The organism is Methylovulum miyakonense HT12 (genome assembly GCF_000384075.1).
GTDB lineage: Bacteria > Pseudomonadota > Gammaproteobacteria > Methylococcales > Methylomonadaceae > Methylovulum > Methylovulum miyakonense.
On the sequence record NZ_KB913025.1, the window covers coordinates 809,358 to 830,938 of the forward strand.

Here is a 21,581-nt window from a genome sequence, read left to right on the forward strand (position 1 = left end):
GGGTGTTATAGGGTCAAGCCTCACGGGCAATTAGTACACGTTAGCTGCACGCATTGCTGCGCTTCCACACCGTGCCTATCAACGTCGTAGTCTCCGACGGCCCTTCAGGGGGCTCATGGCCCCGGGGAGGTCTCATCTTGGGAGGGGCTTCCCGCTTAGATGCTTTCAGCGGTTATCCTGTCCGCACATAGCTACCGGGCAATGCCATTGGCATGACAACCCGAACACCAGCGGTGCGTCCACTCCGGTCCTCTCGTACTAGGAGCAGCTTCCCTCAAACCTCCAACGCCCACGGCAGATAGGGACCGAACTGTCTCACGACGTTCTGAACCCAGCTCGCGTACCACTTTAAATGGCGAACAGCCATACCCTTGGGACCTGCTTCAGCCCCAGGATGTGATGAGCCGACATCGAGGTGCCAAACACCGCCGTCGATATGAACTCTTGGGCGGTATCAGCCTGTTATCCCCGGAGTACCTTTTATCCGTTGAGCGATGGCCCTTCCATACAGAACCACCGGATCACTATGACCTACTTTCGTACCTGCTCGACTTGTCCGTCTCGCAGTCAAGCACCCTTATGCCATTGCACTCATCGCCTGATTTCCGACCAGGCTGAGGGTACCTTCGTGCTCCTCCGTTACTCTTTGGGAGGAGACCGCCCCAGTCAAACTACCCACCAGACACTGTCCCCAGCCCAGATAATGGGCCCAGGTTAGAACTCCGAACAAACCAGGGTGGTATTTCAAGGTCGGCTCCACNGGCGCTGGCGCGCCCGCTTCGATGCCTCCCACCTATCCTACACAAATCGGTTCAAAGTCCAGTGTCAAGCTATAGTAAAGGTTCACGGGGTCTTTCCGTCTAGCCGCGGGTACACTGCATCTTCACAGCGATTTCAATTTCACTGAGTCTCGGCTGGAGACAGTGTGGCCATCGTTACGCCATTCGTGCAGGTCGGAACTTACCCGACAAGGAATTTCGCTACCTTAGGACCGTTATAGTTACGGCCGCCGTTTACCGGGGCTTCGATCAAGAGCTTCGCTTGCGCTGACCCCATCAATTAACCTTCCGGCACCGGGCAGGCGTCACACCCTATACTTCCTCTTTCGAGTTTGCAGAGTGCTATGTTTTTGCTAAACAGTCGCAGCCACCAATTTTTTGCAACCTTGTCCGGCTCCACCCGCGGGGGGCTTCACCTACTTAAGGCATACCTTATCCCGAAGTTACGGTATCATTTTGCCTAGTTCCTTCAGCCGAGTTCTCTCAAGCGCCTTAGAATTCTCATCCCACCCACCTGTGTCGGTTTACGGTACGGCCACCCGTGGCCTGAAGCTTAGAGGTTTTTCTTGGAAGCATGGCATCCATCACTTCGCCCGCAAGCGGGCCCGTCATCACGCCTCAGGATAGGGTTCCCCGGATTTGCCTAAGGAACCTCCCTACACGCTTAAACCGGCACTTCCAACCGCCGGCTGATGTAGCCTTCTCCGTCACCCCGTCGCAGCCACGGCCGGTACGGGAATATTAACCCGTTTTCCATCGACTACGCCTTTCGGCCTCGCCTTAGGTACCGACTCACCCTGCGTCGATTAGCGTTGCGCAGGAAACCTTGGGTTTTCGGCGAGGGGGTTTTTCACCCCCTTTATCGTTACTCATGTCAGCATTCGCACTTCCGATACCTCCAGCCAACTTCCCAGTTGACCTTCGCAGGCGTACGGAACGCTCCTCTACCGCCACACCAAAAGTGTGACCCGTAGCTTCGGTACTAGGCTTAGCCCCGGTAAATCTTCCGCGCAGGCCGACTCGACCAGTGAGCTATTACGCTTTCTTTAAAGGATGGCTGCTTCTAAGCCAACCTCCTGGCTGTCTGTGCCTTCCCACATCGTTTCCCACTGAGCCTAGATTTTGGGACCTTAGCTGACGGTCTGGGCTGTGTCCCTTTTCACGACGGACCTTATCACCCGCCGTGTGTCTCCCGCACTTGCACTTGTTGGTATTCGGAGTTTGCATCGGGTTGGTAAACCTAGACGGCCCCCTAGCCGAAACAGTGCTCTACCCCCAACAGTGATATGCGAGGCGCTACCTAAATAGCTTTCGAGGAGAACCAGCTATCTCCGAGCTTGATTAGCCTTTCACTCCGATCCACAACTCATCCCCGTATTTTTCAACAGACGTGGGTTCGGCCCTCCAGTCAGTATTACCTGACCTTCAGCCTGGTCATGGATAGATCGCCCGGTTTCGGGTCTAATCCCAGCGACTGAACGCCCTGTTCAGACTCGCTTTCGCTACGCCTCCCCTATTCGGTTAAGCTTGCCACTGAGATTAACTCGCTGACCCATTATACAAAAGGTACGCAGTCACCGGACAAAGCCGGCTCCCACTGCTTGTACGCATACGGTTTCAGGGTCTATTTCACTCCGCTCTCCGCGGTTCTTTTCGCCTTTCCCTCACGGTACTGGTTCACTATCGGTCAGTCAGGAGTATTTAGCCTTGGAGGATGGTCCCCCCATGTTCAGACAAGGTTTCACGTGCCTCGCCTTACTCGTTTTCACTGGCACAGGTTTTCGTGTACGGGGCTATCACCCTGTGTCGCCGGACTTTCCAGACCGTTCCACTAACACTGTGCCAACTTAAGGGCTGTTCCCCGTTCGCTCGCCGCTACTAAGGGAATCTCGGTTGATTTCTTTTCCTCCGGGTACTTAGATGTTTCAGTTCTCCGGGTTCGCTTCAGGCAGCTATGTATTCACTGCAAGATACCCTTGCGGGTGGGTTTCCCCATTCGGAAATCCGCGGATCAAAGTTTGTTTGCAAACTCCCCGCGGCTTATCGCATGCTACAACGTCCTTCATCGCCTCTGACTGCCTAGGCATCCACCGTATGCGCTTATTCACTTGACTCTATAACCCCAATCGGCCTGCCCCGCGCCCCGGCTCGCGCCGGCGCACGGGCGTCCTGTCGGGGCCTTGTGGCCACTTGACGCTTACATGTCGCTAGGATGCGCGCCGCGCCCGGCTCGCCGGCCGCGCTCGCGCATCGTTCCAATCTTTCGATTGCTTTACAGATTTCCGCATTGTTAAAGAGCTATTGATTGTGCATCAATTCTATAGGGCCTCGGCCCCGCGACGGGGAAAAAACCTATAGAATTGGCGCCCATGCCCGGATGCCCGGGCCTTCCCGCCTGGCCTTGCGGCCGCGTCCTGGATGGTGGAGCCAAGGAGGATCGAACTCCTGACCTCCTGCGTGCAAGGCAGGCGCTCTCCCAGCTGAGCTATGGCCCCAGGTCTGTACCAAGTCCCCGGCCCGTCCGCGCCGTTTCGCAGGGGCGCCGCGCCGCCGGGATGGCCGGCGCCGGGCGGCCGCTCCAAAAGTGGTGGGCCTGGGAGGATTTGAACCTCCGACCTCACCCTTATCAGGGGTGCGCTCTAACCAACTGAGCTACAGGCCCGGGCTCGTGTGGTGGTGGCCGAAACAATGTGTTGTGGGCGCTCGCGGCGCGTTTGCGTCTTTGTAAGGAGGTGATCCAGCCCCAGGTTCCCCTAGGGCTACCTTGTTACGACTTCACCCCAGTCACGAACCACAAAGTGGCAAGCGCCCCCCCGAAGGTTAGACTACCTGCTTCTTTTGCAGCCCGCTCCCATGGTGTGACGGGCGGTGTGTACAAGGCCCGGGAACGTATTCACCGCGGCATTCTGATCCGCGATTACTAGCGATTCCGACTTCACGGGGTCGAGTTGCAGACCCCGATCCGGACTAGGACCGGCTTTGTGGGATTGGCTTACCCTTGCGGGTTCGCAGCCCTCTGTACCGGCCATTGTAGCACGTGTGTAGCCCTACCCATAAGGGCCATGATGACTTGACGTCGTCCCCACCTTCCTCCGGTTTATCACCGGCAGTCTCCCTAGAGTTCCCGGCATGACCCGCTGGCAACTAAGGATAAGGGTTGCGCTCGTTACGGGACTTAACCCAACATCTCACGACACGAGCTGACGACAGCCATGCAGCACCTGTCTCAGTGTTCCCGAAGGCACTAAGGCATCTCTGCCGAATCCACTGGATGTCAAGGGTAGGTAAGGTTCTTCGCGTTGCATCGAATTAAACCACATGCTCCACCGCTTGTGCGGGCCCCCGTCAATTCATTTGAGTTTTAACCTTGCGGCCGTACTCCCCAGGCGGCCGACTTATCGCGTTAGCTGCGCCACTTACCCCATAATTGGGGCCAACGGCTAGTCGGCATCGTTTACGGCGTGGACTACCAGGGTATCTAATCCTGTTTGCTACCCACGCTTTCGTACCTCAGCGTCAGTTTTGGGCCAGTAAGTCGCCTTCGCCACTGGTGTTCCTTCAGATCTCTACGCATTTCACCGCTACACCTGAAATTCCACTTACCTCTCCCAAACTCTAGCCCGCCAGTTTCAAATGCCGTTCCCAGGTTGAGCCCGGGGCTTTCACATCTGACTTGACGGGCCGCCTACGCACGCTTTACGCCCAGTAATTCCGATTAACGCTTGCACCCTCCGTATTACCGCGGCTGCTGGCACGGAGTTAGCCGGTGCTTTTTCTATGGGTAATGTCAGTCTGCCGGGTGTTCGCCGGCAGGGGTTCCTCCCCATTAAAAGTGCTTTACAACCCTCAGGCCTTCTTCACACACGCGGTATTGCTGGATCAGGCTTGCGCCCATTGTCCAATATTCCCCACTGCTGCCTCCCGTAGGAGTCTGGGCCGTGTCTCAGTCCCAGTGTGGCTGATCATCCTCTCAGACCAGCTATGGATCGTCGCCTTGGTAGGCCTTTACCCCACCAACTAGCTAATCCAACATAGGCCCATCCCATAGCGCGAGGCCCGAAGGTCCCCCGCTTTCCCCCTTGGGGCGTATGCGGTATTAGCGTGGGTTTCCCCACGTTGTCCCCCACTACGGGGCAGGTTCCTATGCGTTACTCACCCGTCCGCCGCTCTCGCCCGAAGGCTACTCGCCCGACTTGCATGTGTTAAGCATACCGCCAGCGTTCAATCTGAGCCATGATCAAACTCTTCAGTTTCAATCAGTTTTGCCGCTTAATGAGACAAGCGGCCAATCTTGGCCCGGCAAAACGCCCGACGCAATCTTCGATTGCGTGCGGAGCCTTGTGCCGGTTGTTTGCATACACAAACCGCCGCCGCAAGCGCCCACACACATTGTTTCGGTCCACCTTGTTAAAGAGCGTTGGCGCTTCACGCCAGCTGAGTCGGACTATTATACAGATCCAAAACAACCTGTCAAACTTTTTTTTCAGCCCCGGGAACCTTGCCCCGGGGCGGCACGGCCAAAACCCGCCGCCGCGCCGGGCGGCCTCCGCCGCCCCGAACTTCCCGCTTACCGTGAAGAGCCGACTATTCTAACCAAACCACAGAAGTTGTCAAACTAATTCTTGGATTATTTATCCAGCTTAACGAAATGGCGCCTCTCCGACTGATCCAACGCCAGTTTATAAATTAAACTTTATGATAAATATCAGCGCCTTCTTCAAGGAACTGCTTAGATTTTTCATCCATGCCTTTCTTCAACGCTTCGGCTTCATCTTCGATACCTTTTGCCGACGCATAATCACGCACATCTTGGCTAATTTTCATGGAACAGAAATGCGGGCCGCACATGGAACAAAAATGCGCCACTTTAGCGGACTCTTTAGGCAAGGTTTCATCATGGAATTCCCGCGCTTTCTCAGGATCAAGCCCGATATTGAACTGGTCTTCCCAACGGAATTCAAAACGCGCTTTGGACATCGCGTTGTCACGCGCTTGCGCCCCCGGATGGCCTTTCGCCAAATCGGCGGCATGGGCGGCAATTTTGTAAGTCACTATGCCCTCGCGCACATCCTGCTTGTTCGGCAAACCCAAATGCTCTTTTTGCGTGACATAGCAAAGCATCGCACAACCATACCATCCAATATTTGCCGCACCTATCGCCGAGGTGATATGGTCGTAACCAGGCGCAATGTCGGTAGTCAATGGCCCCAAGGTATAGAACGGAGCCTCGCCACATTCTTCCAACTGCTTCTCCATATTGACCTTGATCATGTGCAAGGGCACATGGCCGGGGCCTTCTATCATAGTCTGGACATCATGCCTCCAAGCGATTTTGGTCAATTCGCCCAAAGTTTCCAACTCACCGAATTGCGCGGCGTCGTTGGCATCGTAGATTGACCCGGGACGCAAGCCATCCCCCAACGAGAACGACACGTCATAGGCCTTCATGATTTCGCAAATCTCCTCGAAGTGCGTATACAAAAAGCTTTCGGTATGGTGGGCCAAGCACCATTTCGCCATGATTGAACCACCACGCGAGACAATCCCCGTCATACGTTTCGCCGTCAATGGCACATGGTGCAGGCGCACACCGGCATGGATGGTGAAATAGTCCACGCCTTGCTCGGCCTGCTCAATAAGCGTGTCACGGAAAATTTCCCAAGTCAGGTCTTCGGCTTTGCCATCCACTTTCTCTAAGGCCTGGTAAATCGGCACAGTACCAATCGGCACGGGCGAGTTACGCAAAATCCACTCGCGGGTTTCATGGATGTTTTTGCCCGTAGACAAATCCATAATGGTGTCACCACCCCAACGGATGCCCCAGAGCATCTTCTCGACCTCTTCTTCTATAGAGGAAGTGACCGCCGAGTTACCCAAGTTGCCGTTGATCTTGACCAAGAAATTACGCCCGATAATCATCGGCTCCAATTCTGGATGGTTGATGTTGGCAGGGATAATGGCCCGGCCCCTAGCCACTTCGGAACGGACAAATTCGGCCGTGATCACCTCAGGGATAGCCGCGCCGAAGGAATCCCCAGGATGCTGGCCTTTCCACAATCCGCGCATTTCCTCCATCTTTTGGTTTTCGCGGATGGCGATATACTCCATTTCCGGCGTGATGATGCCTTGGCGGGCATAGTGCATTTGCGAGACGTTATGGCCAGCTTTGGCGCGGCGCGGCTTGCGGATGTGCTCAAAGCGCAGGTGCGCCGTCTTGGGATCTTGCAAACGCTGCAGACCAAATTCAGAAGTCGGGCCGGCCAATTCCTCAGTGTCACCGCGCTCTAAGATCCAAGCCGAACGGACTAAAGGCAAACCTTTTTTCAAATCAATTTCGATATTGGGGTCGGTGTAAACACCAGAAGTGTCGTAAACGTAGAGCGGGGGATTTTTTTCTGCGCCAAAATGCGCCGGGGTGTCAGACAGGGTGATCTTACGCATCGGCACCCGAATATCAGGACGGCCGCCTTGCACATAGATTTTTTCTGAAGCGGGGTAAGAGTCGATTTTTACACTGCTGGTAGCAGTTGTAGCTTGTTGTTCTTTAAGGACTGCGCTCATATTTTTCTCCAAAACATAAAATAAAGCGCAGGAAGTTTTGCGGGCTTTCCTACGCTGGTATTAACCAGAGTCAGGTTCAAAGGGTTTCTCTCAGCCTCAAGATAAATCAGGAAGCACCCCTAGCCTTTACCGATGTCGAGCTAAATTAAAGGAAAACATGGTAGATTGCAAGCCAAGCCTGCCAACCCATGGACGCGCCAGCTCGCCAAACAAAATCCTTGATGCGTAACCGGCAAATACCCTTCAAAATATCCACCTTAAGGCCTAAGACCCTAATTTTCAAAATTTGGCGCCGAAATGGCCTAAGCAATTCAAGCAAGTGCGCCACCTAAATTTAGGTCGGCATCAATGCAGGGCGCGCCTACCGGGCGACCGTCGCCTAGGAAAAGCAAGGGCGGCCACCACCAACGCCAAAGCCCTTCACCCTATCCAATTACCGAACCGACAAAGCGCCCAACACAGCCTGCTCGCCAACAAAATTTTCGCAACCCGGGTCATTTTCCAACTGCAAATCCGCGTTATCTTAATACGCAACTAAATTTATGTGATAAACATCACGGTTTTTAAAAATCCACAAAGAAAACCTAGTGTTTTTATCAAATTTACGGTTAGCATTATCGGCCCAATACGATATTTACAAATCCACGCTAAAATGGTAACTAACACGGCACGGGAGATCATTTCAAGTCAATAATAGAAATCGCTTTTTAACAACTTGCCCGCGGGGGGAAGCCTAATGAAAAGCAGCAAAAAATAAGCTTCAGATAAACACCAAAACCTGAGTTGCTGACACTGCTTCCAATCAGTTCATCAATAATTAAGGTGGTGATAAAGTGTAAGTCCGGGCAATACATAATAAAAATAAACAATAATAAAAACTGGGGGTTAAATCGATGCAAGACATTTTTCGACGGATTATTGGTCAAATAGCAGACCAATATGCAACAGTCTTATTAGTGCTGGGGGCTGTGTCCACCATCACTTATATGGTTCTTATCACCGACATCCGTAACCAAGAAGGCAATGCCCGGCTCGTGAAAATGAGCACGGAACAAGGGCAGCTGATTGGTGACATCAACTTATTACTTACCGAAAAAACCTATCTTACCGATGCCAATGAGATTCGCCGTGTCGATGCTAAGATCATCTCAAACTTGACCCAACTGGACCAAACCCACGCTTCGCTTAGCGCTGGCGACCGCTATATCCGTGAAGGGGATCGTTTAGTCCATGTCCCCGGCACTTTGTCACAAGACTTAAGGCTGATTTATTTCGACAACGCCAAACCCCTTGACCATCAGATGCGGACTTATCTGACCACTGTCCGTGACCTTTATAGACGGTCTGCCGACCATATAACGCTCGATGACCCCGTCCTGAACAAACTGCTGTTCACCCTCTCCCCGCAATTGCTCGAAGAAATCAGCAAAGCAAGCTCTATCTACCAACGCCAAAGCGAGTTTATGCTCGGCACCACAACCAACAAACAGCACATGATGTTTGGCATTTCGCTGGCGACGCTGCTGATGGTGGGCACTTTATTGCTCCAACCGCTAGTCCTTAAGCTGAAAGACAGCGCCTTGAAAATGAAGCAGGAAAAGGCCTTTGCCGATAACGTTATCAACACGACCCAGGCGCTGATTATTGGTCTGGACACCGACGCCCAAGTGGTGCTGTTCAACCACCACGCCGAAGAAAATAGCGGCTGGTCGGAAGAAGAAGTCAAAGGCAAAGATTTTTTCAGCCACTTCATCCCTGAACATGACCAGGCCGAATTGCGCAAACTATTCACTGAAATGATGTCAGGCGACGCGCAATATGCCGATTCCATTGAAACCCTGATGCGCATCAGCACTGGCGATTTGCTCAACATTATTTGGAACCCGACGGTGATCACCGATTCGGACGGAAGGCCGCTGATGTTTTTGGCAACCGGGCTGGACATCACCGAACGCAAGGAAGCGGAACAACAAGTAAAACAGGCCAACGCCGAATTGGCGCAGTTGTCCAGCCGTCTGCAAGGCGAGGTCAACTTGGCGGCGACCTTGCAACGTTCGATCCTGCCACAACCAAACATTGCCTTGCCTGGCATTGCCGGTTTGGCAAACCTTCTGACCTCCAGCGAGGTAGGCGGCGACTACTACGATTATTATAAAGTCGGGGGCCATAACAGCATCCTGTTCATCGGTGACGTCAGCGGCCACGGGGTTGCTGCCGGTACGATGGTGGGCGCGGCCAAAGCGGGCGTTTATCCGCTGATCCACGAAGGCTACACCAACCCTGGCGAAATCCTCAATTCGCTCAACATCAATATGCAAGCGACTGCACAGCAATCGCTATTAATGACCATGGCGTGCTTGAGCCTGGACGCCAGAAATGGCCGATTGGTGTTTGCGAACGCCGGGCACGTCTTACCCTACTTGTTGCGCAAGAACGCACAGCACTGGGAAATGCTGGAAGCTTCCGGCCTGCCCTTAGGCAAAAGCTTGGATTCCGATTACCTGCAAACCGCCATCGAACTGACGCTGGATGTAGGCGACAAACTGTTTTTATACACGGATGGCCTGGTTGAAGAAGAATCGCCTTCTGGCGAACCGTTCGGCTATGACCGCCTGGAATTCCTGTTGAACGCCAACGTGGATGTCGAAGACCCTGAAGACCTGCGCAATATCCTGATGGATGCCTTAAGGGTGCATTGCCGTGGTACGGCTTATACCGACGACATCACCATTGTCGTCATCAGCCATACCGACCGCGTCAGCCAAGTGGCACAATCCAACGATGTCAGCGACATCATCCGCATTTCAGAAGGTTTCTACCGCCAAGGCGAACACCCTATCCCACGGATTTCAAAAGAATATGTGGTTTTCCTCGCCGAACAGGGCTATTCCGACCTGCTGACCCGTTTCAGCCAAGACGGCATCTGCCGCATCTTGCCGAAAAACGATGATTTCTGCCACAAGCTGGGCTGGGAACATCTGCTGAACCAACACCATGAGTCCGCCGATGATGACCTGTACTCGCTCATGCCCGGGCAACCCCAATACCGCCAATTCAACTTGACCCATACCGAAGACAAGCCTTTCATCACGGAAGAAATCTATTCTTGGCTGAATGACCAGGGCAACCTGCCCAAAGACCATATCGAGGCGCTCATGGTGATCCTTGATGAAATGACTGAAAACAGCCTGTACGCCGCACCACGCGATGGTAAAGGTGTCGCCTACTACCAAAAAGGCGAATCAAGGGAGCTGGACGCCCACGAAGAAGTGCGTATTGACATTGCCTTGACCGACGGCTTACTCGGTTTGATGATCACGGACAACTGGGGGACATTGACCCCTGGCGTGTTCTTAAAAAATATCGCCCATGCGATGGAAAACGGCGTTGAAGCCGGTATCGGAGGGGTTGGCTTATACATGATGTGGAGGCTCTCAGACTACCTGCAAATCCGCGTCCATCCACAAAAACGTACCCAGGTGACAACCTTGTGGGGCATCAACAACCCCATTGATATGGACGTTGATTCCGGCATCCAATTCATTTACCACACCGAATATGAAGCCGCTTACACGGTGGGGGCGTAACCATGAGCATGAACAACACTTTCTCCATTAAACAAATCGCCAGTGAAAACAATAACTACAGTTTCGACCTAGTCGGTGCCATTGACGCCCATGCCAACAGTGTCCTGGAATCCTTCTCACAAATTCCTCCGGGGTCTTATGTGTTGCTTGATTTCAGCCAAGTTGAACGCGTCAACTCAATGGGCTTATCGTTGTTACTGAAAGTTTTTGAAAGCTGGGAAAAGCAAAAAATCCGTATCGAAGTCCAACACTTGGACCGGATGGTCAGCATGCTCTTTAAAATTACCGGGCTAGGCCGTTTTATTAAATCAGAGGGCGGCGCCCCCGACACAAGCACGGGCACAGCCAGCATAAACCCTGAACCGCCCCGGCATATTGAAACGAAAAAAGTCGACGCTGACACGATCGTTAGCCATGACAAGCTCAATTTTGTCGCCAGCATGCAATCAGGACAACAATTGACCGGTTGGTATTTGCTCAACACCTATTTGCAGCGGCGCATGAAAAAGGCCATCCATTTCGAACAAACGGTCGACGTGCCCAATGCCCATACCACCGACCTGCTGTTTGCCAAACCCTTTGAAGCTTCATTAATGATTAAGCAGCATGGCTTCATACCCGTTATGCGGCCTACGTCGGAAGCCGATGAAGTCGTTATCTTAAGCCGTGCCGACGATGACCGGGCGTTGCCCGACTATGCCGGCGTCTGCGTCAGCACGGCGACAGAAAACAGTTTCGTTTACCTGTTAGGCCGTTTTCTGTGTGATGAGAACCAGCTCGATTCAGCAAAATTTTCTTTTGATTTTGCCGGCAATGAAATTAAAGCCTTGCAAACGCTGATCCGCAAAAAGGCTGATCTGGCCTTTATGCTCAAGAAAACTTACGATGGGCTATCGTCATTCAGCAAAAACAGTGTCCGCAAAATTGATGAAAGCCAAACTGATTTTGCCTGCCATCTATTCTGTGTCGCCCCTTACTTACAGAAACAAGCGGAAAGCCTAGGTGAAATCCTTCAGGGCATGGCTGATGATGAGCAGGGCAAGCAAGTCTTGCAAGACATCCAAATCCAAGGCTGGAGCAAACCCGAAGAAGGCGAAATCAAAATGCTGCAAATGGTCTATGACCGTTACCGCGGCTAACAGCATTATCCGGTTGCATTGGTTGGGCATAACAAGCATTTGATCTGATGCAACCGGCCCTTCACCCACTGGAACGGCAGTTCCAGCCTTCCATACTGACTAAAATTAACGCCCCCATTTTAGATCAGCAGCAAATTGAGCTATGGCTAAAACGGGATGACTTACTCCATCCCGTCATCTCCGGCAACAAATGGCGCAAGCTGAAATACATACTCAACCACGCCCTCTCGCTCAAAAGCCACACCTTAATCAGCATGGGCGGCGTTTACTCAAACCACCTGCACGCCTTGGCCTACGTTGGCCAGCTATTAAAACTGCAGACCATAGGCTACATCCGTGGCGACCCCGCTGGCCCGCTGACACCCACGTTGCAGGATGCCCGCGCATGGGGGATGACGCTTAAGTTTGTTTCCCGCGGCGATTACCGTATACTCAGAAACCATCAAAACTGGGACGGGTTGCCCGGTTTGCAACCAGGGCAGTACTGGCTACCAGAGGGTGGCGCGCAAGCGTTGGCCTTACTGGGCGTCGCCGAATCAGCCAGCGAAATCACCCTACCTTTCGATTGGCTTTGCGTGCCCTGCGGCACAGGGACAACCCTGGCCGGATTAATCAACGCCATCCCTGGACACAGCCGTGCCATAGGTTTTGCGGCCTTAAAAAATGCCGGGTTCCTCAACCAGGAAGTCGAAAATCTCTTGCAACACCCGCGTGACAACTGGCACATTAACCTGGATTATCATTTTGGCGGCTTTGCCCAAACCTCAGCGCCATTGATGGATTTTATCAGCGAGTTCCAATGCGGCACGGGCATTATCTTGGAACCTGTTTACACGGGAAAAATGCTGTTTGGCCTGTATGACCTGATCAAAAAAAACACTTTCAAACCCGGCCAAAAAATTATCGCCATCCACACCGGCGGCTTACAAGGCAACCGGGGCTTTCTGTAATGCACCGGCAACCATGATTAGACAACTAGAACCAGAACTGATGGAAGATCCCGGGCAAGTGCAAGCTTATGCCCAAGCGGATTTTGAAATCCCCCATAACCACTTCATCCAACGCTTACAAACGTTCATTGGCGATGATTTTAAAGGCACCGCACTGGATTTGGGCTGCGGCAGCGGGGACATCAGCAGGCGGTTTGCCCGCGCTTATCCGGCCAGCCGTTTACATGCCGTCGACGGTTCGGCTGTGATGCTTGATTATGCGGAAGCCTTTGTCAATAATCACGCAATTGAACCGATACGCTTTATTCAGGGTCGCTTGCCCGATGTCATATTGCCCCAGCCCAGTTATGGCATTATTTTCAGCAACAGCCTGCTGCACCATTTGCCAGACCCCCAGACACTTTGGCAAACCGTAAAACGTTTTTCCCGAACAGGCACCCGTGTTGTTATCATGGACTTGTTGCGCCCTGGGAGCACAGACATTGCCAGGGACATGGTAAAAACCTATGCCGGTAACGAGCCGGCAATCCTGCAACGGGATTTTTACCAATCCTTGTTGGCGGCTTTTCGTGCCGAAGAAATTATTGCGCAATTGGCCGAAGCCAAACTGCCTTTCGATGTTAGGCAAATTAGTGACCGGCATGTATTTATCACCGGCACTGTGCCTTGAATAGTGACCTTGAATGCTTATTGATGGAAAAAATATGGATATCAACCCGACCGACCCCAAAACCGACTTAAACAAACCGGAGCTGTATATCAACCGCGACTTAAGCTTGCTGGAATTCAACAAACGGGTGTTGGCCCAAGCCAAAAACACCAGCGTGCCCTTGCTGGAAAGGCTCAATTACCTGTGCATCTCCTGCTCGAACTTAGATGAATTTTTTGAAGTGCGGGTCGCCAGCATCATCGAAATGGCCAGCATCGACCCTAACGCCATCAGCGCCGACGGCACGACGCCCCAAGAGCAATTGGCCAAAATTGGCGTCCATGCCCAAGAGCTGGTCGCCGACCAATACGTCGTCCTCAATGAAATCCTGATCCCCGAACTGGCCAAAGAGAACATCCGGTTTATCCGCCGCAAAGAGTGGACAAAAGCGCAGCACCAGTGGCTGACGCACTATTTTAACGAAGAACTGCTGCCGATTTTAACGCCAGTGGGGCTGGATTCCGCACACCCCTTCCCGCGCATCCTCAACAAAAGCCTGAATTTCATCGTTTCGCTGACGGGCAAGGATGCGTTTGGCCGTAACAGCGGCCGCGCCGTGCTGCAAGCCCCGCGCGGCTTGCCCAGGGTTATCCAGTTGCCGCCGGAAGAAACCAAAAGCGGCCCGCATGACTTTGTGTTTTTGTCCTCCATCATCCATGAATTCATCAACGAATTGTTCACGGGCATGAACGTCACCGGCTGTTACCAGTTCCGCGTCACCCGCAACAGTGATTTTTTTGTTGACGACGACGCCATCGACGATTTGTTGCTGGCCGTGCAAGGCGAGCTGGCGATGCGCAATTACGGCGATGAAGTGCGCCTGGAAATCGACGCGAACTGCCCGGAAGACAAAGTCAGCTTCCTGCTGGAACGCTTCCGCCTGTCCCGTGACCGTTTGTTTTTGGTCAACGGCCCGGTCAACCTAAACCGCCTGCAAGAAGTCAATGACTTGCTGGACCGTCCCGAACTGAAATTCCAACCCTTCAAACCGAGCATCCCCCCCCAACTGGCAAAAGACAAGGACATATTTGCGGCTATCCGGAAAAACGACATCTTGCTGCACCATCCGTTTGAATCCTTTTCGCCCGTCGTCGAGTTTTTGAGGCAAGCCGCCGATGACCCGGATGTCTTGGTGATCAAACAGACCTTGTACCGCACGGGTGCCGAATCGCCTATCGTCGCCGCCCTGATAAAAGCGGCCCGTGCCGGCAAAGTCGTCACCGTGGTCATTGAGTTACGGGCGCGGTTTGATGAAAAGGCCAATATCGACTTGGCCTCCAAATTACAGGAAGCGGCGGTGCATGTCGTGTACGGCGTGGTCGGCTACAAAACCCACGCCAAAATGTGCCTGGTGCTGCGCCGCGAAGGCAAGGACTTGCGCAATTATGTGCATCTGGGGACAGGCAACTACCACCCTAGAACGGCACAAATCTACACCGATTACGGACTGTTTTCTTGTGACAAAGAGTTGGGCGAAGACGTCCGCCGCGTGTTTGCGCAACTCACCAGCCTGGGTAAAGTGACCAAGCTCAATAAACTGCTGCAATCACCCTTTACCCTGCACAAAGGCCTGCTAGAAAAAATCGAGCGCGAAAGCAACCACGCCAAAAACGGTAAAGCCGCTAAAATCATCATCCAAGTCAATGCCATTGTCGAGGAGCAGCTGATCCAAGCCCTGTACCGCGCCTCCCAGGCTGGCGTGGAAATCAAGCTGATTGTGCGCGGCATTTGCTGCTTGCGCCCGGGCGTTCCGGGGGTTTCCGAAAACATCGAAGTGCGGGCCGTCATCGGCCGCTTTTTGGAACATGCCCGGATTTACGTGTTTGCCAATGACGGGCATCAGGAAGTGTTCGCGTCCAGCGCGGACTTAATGAGCCGGAACATGTTCAAGCGGGTGGAAGTGTGCTTCCCGATTGAATCCAAAAGGCTGGCCGCGCGTATCCTGCATGACCTGAATTTGTATTTGCAAGATAACTCACAAGTGTGGTTCTTGCAGCCAGATGGCAGTTATCGGCAGTTACCACGCAACGGCGGGGAAAAAACTGTCCAGGCGCAAACGCTGCTTTTGTGTGAATTGCAGGCATAAGGCCATGGGTACCGTTTATGACATTGCCCAATTGGGGGCGGATATTTTGCGGCAAACCGCCGAACCAATAGCCGACGCCACCGCGCCTGAGACAGCCGCCATGATAACCGCCCTGCAACAGGCCCTTGCCAACACCCAAGGCGTCGGGCTGGCCGCACCGCAAATCAGCTTATCCAAACGCATCATCATCGTCGCCTCACGCCCGACCACGCGCTACCCTTACGCACCCGTGATGGCGCCAACGGTGATGATCAACCCATCGTTTTCGCCTGTTTCAGAAACCAAGGAAAAAGGCTGGGAAGGTTGTTTGAGCGTGCCGTCGATACGTGCCTTAGTGCCGCGTTATGTGAATATCCTGGTGCATTACACCGACCCGCGAGGCGGGTTGGTGGACTTGCCGCTGGAAGGCTTCACCGCACGGGTGTTCCAGCATGAATACGACCATCTCGAAGGCCTGGTGTTTTTGGACAGGGTGGAAGACAACCGTGATATTGTCGCGGAAAGCGAATATTTCAAAAGGCTAAGCGCCTGACTGGCTTAAGCCACCGCCAACGTCGCCTTGCCCAAACGGTCATTGACCGCCCGCCATGCTTCCGTTTGCGGCGGCTGCTCCACCAAAATCCTGTCCAATTGCCAGCCGTCCAGCTCGCGCAAAGACGCATACAAGGCTTGCGCATACCCGTCCGCCGTAGCCGGCATCGCTAGCACCTGCAAATGGGGATGTGCTGGCAAGGTTTGCGCATAGGCCAACACGCCCAACCGTTGCCCATCGGCCAATAACGTTTGGGCCCGTGCCTGTAATTGTTCCACCGGGCACAATAAGGCCACGGTTTGTGGCGCATAATGCACCGCCATCATGCCCGGGGCGCGGATTTCCGAAGCCACCGCCTCCGGCAACACTAAAGGTTGCCGCAACACGGCTTCAAGCGCCGCCACACTGATTTGGCCAGGACGCAGCAAACGCGGTTGCGGGCCGCTCAAATCAACAATCGTCGATTCCACGCCCACTTGGCAGGCACCGCCATCCAAGATCATCGCCACCGCATCGCCCAATTCCTCGGCCACATGCGCAGCTTGGGTCGGGCTGATCCGGCAGAAACGGTTGGCCGATGGCGCGGCGAGGCCGCCGCCAAACGCCCGCAACAACTGCAAAGCCACCGGATGGTTAGGGACGCGCAACGCCACCGTATCCTGCCCGCCCGTGACCGCCAACGGCACGGAAGCTTTTTTACGCAACACCATTGCCAATGGCCCAGGCCAAAACCGTTCCGCCAATTGCCAAGCCATGTCAGGAATTTCCTCCGCCCAGCCAGGCATCATTGCCGCATCGGCCAGATGCACAATCAAAGGATGGTCGGCGGGCCGACTTTTCGCAGCAAAAATGCCCGCCACCGCCTCGGCGTTACTGGCATCCGCGCCCAAGCCGTAGACAGTTTCGGTAGGGAAGGCGACCAAGCGGCCTTGCCGTAATAACTGCGCGGCTTCTTGGATGGCTTCGGCATCTGCCCAGCGGGGCTTTATGGCCATCACGGAACCAACACAGGCCGGGTTTGCAAAGGCCAATCCCGGTAATTGAACACTTGCCCCTGCGCCCTGACCGTGGCGATGCCCGCCAACGCCACCTCGGCATACACCCATTGCACCGCGTTCAGCTCACCCGCCGCCAACACACCGTTGTCCGGGTAGCCCCTATCAACTGGCGTGTACACGGCGGACGCGCCAATATTCACATCCACGGCTTCTGACCACGGTGCCTCGCCAACCAAACACGCTTGCACGACATAACATTGGTTTTCCAAGGCCCGCGCCTGGCAGCCGATTTTGACGCGGTGATAACCCGCCAAGGTGTCGGTGCAGCTCGGCACCAGAATCAAGTCCGCGCCCGCCTCGACTTGTTGCCGCGCCAATAATGGGAATTCGCTGTCGTAGCAAATGTTAATGGCCAGCTTGCCATAGTCGGTACTGAAGACTTTCAGTTCCGTGCCGCTGTTGATATGCCATTGCTCGTTTTCAAAGCGTGTCATCATCAATTTGTCTTGGTAATCGACCCGGCCATCGGCGAAAAACAGGTAAGCGCGGTTATGGTATGCGCCAGATTCCAGCCTGACCGGGAACGTCCCGGCCTGGATCAGGCATTGGTGATGGCCTGCCAAACCCTTGAACAGGCTTACAAAATCATCATGCACAGCCTGCATGGCGTCCAGTTGCCTGTCTAGGGACGAATACACATCCTGGCCAAACAACGAGGCCAATTCCATGCTGTGGTATTCCGGGAACAGCAAGATTTTCGCGCCTTGGCTGGCGGCTTCACGCACCCAGCGCGTGGCTTTGTCCACATACTCCTGCCAGTTGGCGAGGAAGCTGATGTCGTATTGGGCGGTGGCGATTTTTACATTCATTTTTTCAACCAAAAAGTCATAGGTTTGGCGGTTTCTTCAGTGTCATCCAAATCTTTCCAGACATAGCTGGTTTTCAGCTCAGGATGCTTGAAATAACCGCGTTTGTTCCAAAACGCATCCAACGGCACATAATCGGCAGGGCGGCGCGGATGGTCAACCGGACGTTCGACGCAGCAAAAAGTGATATGTTTGAAGCCGCCCAAATCGGCGGCGTGGGCTTCACGTTCTTCAAAAAAACGCACGCCGATGCCTAAGCCACGATAATTCTTGTCCAACACCGACTCGCTGCAATAAAACACATCGTCAATGTTGTAGCCATTTTCCAAAAATGGCCTTTGCAATTCTTCGGTCTCGTCTTTCATCGGCAGGGCCGTGGACGCACCGACCACCTTGTCGCCATCCAAAGCCAAGACAATCACACTGGCGGGATTGTCGATATAGGTTTGCAGATATTTTTTTTCATAATCCAGCGATCCGTCATACAAATACGGGAAATCGCGGAACACTTCAATGCGTAGCCTTGCCAAATCAGGGATATAAGGGATTAAGGCTTCGCCACTGTAGCGGCGTACGCGGATAATTTTGGACATCACAAGCTCCCATGCAAAAACCGCCATTTTAGCTGAACTTGCAGGGGTTTGCGTAGTTTGGGGAATTTCATTGGTTCGCGAAAACCCAGTGTCGTAGGCTGGGATGAAGCAATAGCGCAATCCCAGCACCACAAGCCACTCTGCTGGGGTTCCCCTTGCGTCACCCCAGCCTACTTTGCTTTTTTAATTATATATTTCCAGCAGGCCAAGCCAACAATTGATCCAGATGCCAAAAAAAATGGCAGCACTCTGAAATATTTCTGCCAAAACGAGGGTTCTGGCGGTTGTACATCGATTCCAAGTTCGGGAATATTGACAAAAAGAGAGCAGAGCATGGCGGCAGTTAAAGAAGAACCACTTGCAAAGTACAGCCGATTTGATATTTTGAATTGATTACTAACCATGATGCCAAACAAGAAAGGAAGGATGGCGGTTACAAAAGTGAATACCCAACTGATTGTAAAAAAAAGCATTGTCATGACTAACAAATGTTGTGCCTTGGTAAAAAAATCATTGCCAGTAGCCAGTTCAAAACCGCCGCCAGAGATTATAGTGAAGCACTCCAGTAACAAGGTAAAGCTTAAGCTAGCGTATGTAACGGAGAGCAAATAAGCATTAAATGCGATTTTTAAATCAACTGACCAATTTTTGCCAAGTAACTCCATTTTGTACTGCCCAACGTTACGGCAAGGAGCTGCCTACGTGATTGGCTACAGCGAAGCCCCTGCCTGTGAAAAAAACTGACTTCACCAGCCAGAACGGCGGGCAGTCCCGTTGCCTGGCTTATTGGGCTTTTGCAACACACCCCAAAGCCAAATTGAAAAAACAAACACTTGTTTAAACACACATGCCAGATAAAGCAAAATCCATAGACGCGTAATTTAAAGCCTGCCCAGCCAGTAAAGAGGGCGGCGGCGATGGTGTGCAACCGCAAGGATTTGAATGTTGTCTTCAACTTCCCGAAAAATGACGCCGTAAGGAAAACCCTGAACTCTTGCCTTGCGAATGGCTGGTGGACATTCAGCGCGGTAGCGTGCGGGCATTTCACAGACACTGGCAACTACCGCTTTAACTGCCTCATGGAAACGCGTTCCGAGTTCTGTACGCAGAGATTTGTAGAATGCAACATGTTCGGCATATTCTGCCGCTGCCTCAGGGTGGAAAGCATATATCATTGCAAAATTGCCTGGATTTTTCGCTCCACTTCTTCAGCAGAAACAAGCCGGACCGTTCCATTATCAATTTCTGAAGCTCGACGTTGCGCTTCTACAAGCCAGAGCTTTTCTATTTCTTGTTCCGATAAGGCATCCAAACTGGAAAGCAGCTTTTCGGCGAGCCTGGCCCTCTCTTCAATCGGTAGATGCAAAACTTCTTGTTCAATAGCTTGAATATTCATAATTAAAAAACCAAAAAGTTGTTCGTTTTCTGAGTTAGCCAATGGTACACAGTAAATAAAAGCATTGGTTATTTAATTGAATACCATATTTTTATTTTTTTACCAATTCCATTTGTTGGATGGTTGCTCTTTTTCCCAACTTTACAGGCGCGCGCCGCTTGGTGAGCTTTAGCGAAGCCACCGAACCTTGATAAAAAAACAAAACTTCAAAACCGCCAACGGGCGGCGTGCCCCTGACTGACTTGTTGGGCATAGGATGAAGCACATTTTGACCCACATCCGAACAGCCCTTACACCACAGAGCCGCACAACCCGCAGACCCGCCGATGAGCCAAACAGTTCGTAAGTGGTGGGCAGAAAAGCGTTGCCCACCCTACCCGGCTCAAGCGGTAGCGGTAGGGTGCATTAGCGATAGCGTAATGCGCCGGATGATCAAAGGCCAACATGCGGTGCAATACGACCAGGGTCACCTCATTAAAATATCAAAATAAAACAGTCAGTTATATATTTTCGTTTTATCGATTTAATGACAGTAATTTTCTGCCGTTTGTAACTCATTGTATTCATCAATGAATTGCCTGCATATTTGGCAATGGTTTGAAAAATACATATTTGACTACAAACTGCAAATTTTTAAGTAACTGATTATACTTATACTTTTAATGAGGTGACCCTGGCAATACGACTAACCGCCTATTGCACCCTACAGTGTGCACCTTACGAGTTGCGGGTATTGCTTTCAAGGATGGCCTTAAGCACGTCTGGCGGGGTTGGCGGTTCATTTGTTGTTAATAGTTTGCCGATTATAGCTTTAATTAAATCAGCCCTATGGTCTTCTTGTGCTTCCCTGGCGAGGCTAATTGCATAAAGAACATCCTGGTGCTTTATAAGGCGTTCATAGAAGATATTTAGTTGCTTTACATTTTTTGAATAAAGAATGAAAAAACCTGCGCCAATAAATTCAGTTAATACGCCGCCAATGACAGTTAGTTGAGAAGATAGCCCGGTGTTTCCTTGCATAACAAGATAAACGCCGCTAAGTAAAGCTACAAGCCCAGCAAATAAGCTGACTAAGCTAGACCAGAAGCTCCAAGAGAGATGGGTTACATTGATGTTTCGATATTTTTCTAGTTGCTCAGGTGTTTTGTCATAATTTTTGTTTGGTTGATTTGATGTATTAGGCATTAATTTCCCCCAACGTTAAGTAGACACCTAAAAAGGTGCCGTGAATTACACACCAAACGGCGCATGGTATTTACACGCCCCCCTTGATTTTTCAGGAATATACGCCTTGACTTTTTTGTTAGCAACCCATCCGGGCAAGTAAGTTTTACACCGATAAATCCCCGTGCTAAAAATTCGGAGGACGTTACGCGGTCGCCACC

At 52.4% G+C, this 21,581-nt stretch carries 14 protein-coding genes, 2 tRNA genes, 2 rRNA genes and 1 riboswitch; of the genes, 6 read left to right on the plus strand and 12 right to left on the minus strand.

Annotated elements, in window-relative coordinates:
- Positions 1–9: 9 nt before the first annotated feature.
- The 5 genes from METMI_RS0104270 to thiC all read right to left on the minus strand — a co-directional run bounded on the left by METMI_RS0104270 (position 10) and on the right by thiC (position 7,340).
- Positions 10–2,893, minus strand: a 23S ribosomal RNA gene (locus tag METMI_RS0104270).
- A gap of 305 nt (positions 2,894–3,198) precedes the next feature.
- A tRNA-Ala gene (locus tag METMI_RS0104275) sits at positions 3,199–3,274 on the minus strand.
- Between the two features lie 90 nt (positions 3,275–3,364).
- Positions 3,365–3,441, minus strand: a tRNA-Ile gene (locus tag METMI_RS0104280).
- Between the two features lie 63 nt (positions 3,442–3,504).
- A 16S ribosomal RNA gene (locus METMI_RS23120) occupies positions 3,505–5,032 on the minus strand.
- Together the 16S and 23S rRNA genes with 2 tRNA genes alongside form the textbook arrangement of a ribosomal RNA operon.
- A gap of 433 nt (positions 5,033–5,465) precedes the next feature.
- Positions 5,466–7,340: a phosphomethylpyrimidine synthase ThiC gene (gene thiC / locus METMI_RS0104295; protein WP_019865003.1), complete on the minus strand. Its 1,875-nt coding sequence runs from the start codon at positions 7,338–7,340 to the stop codon at positions 5,466–5,468.
- Between the two features lie 29 nt (positions 7,341–7,369).
- Positions 7,370–7,471: riboswitch (TPP riboswitch) on the minus strand.
- Positions 7,472–8,233: 762 nt separating this feature from the next.
- Here thiC and METMI_RS0104305 point away from each other — a divergent pair.
- Genes METMI_RS0104305 through def form a run of 6 tightly spaced genes read left to right on the plus strand, consistent with a single transcriptional unit; the run spans position 8,234 to position 16,343 of the window.
- Positions 8,234–10,927 carry a SpoIIE family protein phosphatase gene (locus METMI_RS0104305; protein WP_019865005.1) on the plus strand — a complete coding sequence of 898 codons (2,694 nt, stop codon included), beginning with the start codon at positions 8,234–8,236 and terminating at the stop codon, positions 10,925–10,927.
- Between the two features lie 2 nt (positions 10,928–10,929).
- Positions 10,930–12,066, plus strand: coding sequence for a PhnD/SsuA/transferrin family substrate-binding protein (locus METMI_RS0104310; protein ID WP_019865006.1), 1,137 nt, complete (start codon positions 10,930–10,932; stop codon positions 12,064–12,066).
- Between the two features lie 47 nt (positions 12,067–12,113).
- The gene (locus METMI_RS0104315; RefSeq protein ID WP_019865008.1) at positions 12,114–13,016 is read left to right on the plus strand and encodes a 1-aminocyclopropane-1-carboxylate deaminase/D-cysteine desulfhydrase; all 903 of its coding nucleotides are present in this window, start codon (positions 12,114–12,116) and stop codon (positions 13,014–13,016) included.
- 13 nt (positions 13,017–13,029) lie between these two features.
- Positions 13,030–13,686, plus strand: coding sequence for a class I SAM-dependent methyltransferase (locus METMI_RS0104320; RefSeq protein WP_019865009.1), 657 nt, complete (start codon positions 13,030–13,032; stop codon positions 13,684–13,686).
- Between the two features lie 34 nt (positions 13,687–13,720).
- Positions 13,721–15,811 (plus strand): polyphosphate kinase 1, encoded by a 2,091-nt coding sequence (gene ppk1, locus METMI_RS0104325; RefSeq protein ID WP_019865010.1) that lies wholly within the window; start codon positions 13,721–13,723, stop codon positions 15,809–15,811.
- A 4-nt stretch (positions 15,812–15,815) separates the two neighbouring features.
- On the plus strand, positions 15,816–16,343 hold the full coding sequence (gene def, locus METMI_RS0104330) for a peptide deformylase (RefSeq protein ID WP_019865011.1): 528 nt from the start codon (positions 15,816–15,818) through the stop codon (positions 16,341–16,343).
- A 5-nt stretch (positions 16,344–16,348) separates the two neighbouring features.
- Here def and METMI_RS0104335 read toward each other — a convergent pair whose 3' ends face one another.
- The 7 genes from METMI_RS0104335 to METMI_RS0104375 form a co-directional block, all read right to left on the minus strand.
- Entirely contained in the window at positions 16,349–17,338 is a 990-nt protein-coding gene (locus tag METMI_RS0104335) for an L-threonylcarbamoyladenylate synthase (RefSeq protein ID WP_019865012.1), read from the minus strand.
- The gene (locus tag METMI_RS0104340) at positions 17,338–18,210 is read right to left on the minus strand and encodes a carbon-nitrogen hydrolase family protein (RefSeq protein WP_019865014.1); all 873 of its coding nucleotides are present in this window, start codon (positions 18,208–18,210) and stop codon (positions 17,338–17,340) included. Before METMI_RS0104340 ends, METMI_RS0104335 begins: the two co-directional genes overlap by 1 nt.
- On the minus strand, positions 18,207–18,800 hold the full coding sequence (locus METMI_RS0104345; RefSeq protein ID WP_029151478.1) for a GNAT family N-acetyltransferase: 594 nt from the start codon (positions 18,798–18,800) through the stop codon (positions 18,207–18,209). The genes METMI_RS0104340 and METMI_RS0104345 overlap by 4 nt, the downstream gene beginning before the upstream one ends.
- Before the next feature lie 170 nt (positions 18,801–18,970).
- Positions 18,971–19,465 carry a hypothetical protein gene (locus METMI_RS0104350; protein WP_019865016.1) on the minus strand — a complete coding sequence of 165 codons (495 nt, stop codon included), beginning with the start codon at positions 19,463–19,465 and terminating at the stop codon, positions 18,971–18,973.
- A gap of 216 nt (positions 19,466–19,681) precedes the next feature.
- Positions 19,682–19,975, minus strand: coding sequence for a type II toxin-antitoxin system RelE/ParE family toxin (locus tag METMI_RS0104360; protein ID WP_019865018.1), 294 nt, complete (start codon positions 19,973–19,975; stop codon positions 19,682–19,684).
- Positions 19,972–20,238, minus strand: coding sequence for an addiction module protein (locus METMI_RS0104365; RefSeq protein WP_232215177.1), 267 nt, complete (start codon positions 20,236–20,238; stop codon positions 19,972–19,974). The genes METMI_RS0104360 and METMI_RS0104365 overlap by 4 nt, the downstream gene beginning before the upstream one ends.
- A gap of 675 nt (positions 20,239–20,913) precedes the next feature.
- Complete coding sequence (locus METMI_RS0104375) at positions 20,914–21,381, minus strand: TRADD-N-associated membrane domain-containing protein (RefSeq protein WP_019865021.1); 468 nt, start codon at positions 21,379–21,381, stop codon at positions 20,914–20,916.
- Positions 21,382–21,581: the final 200 nt, after the last annotated feature.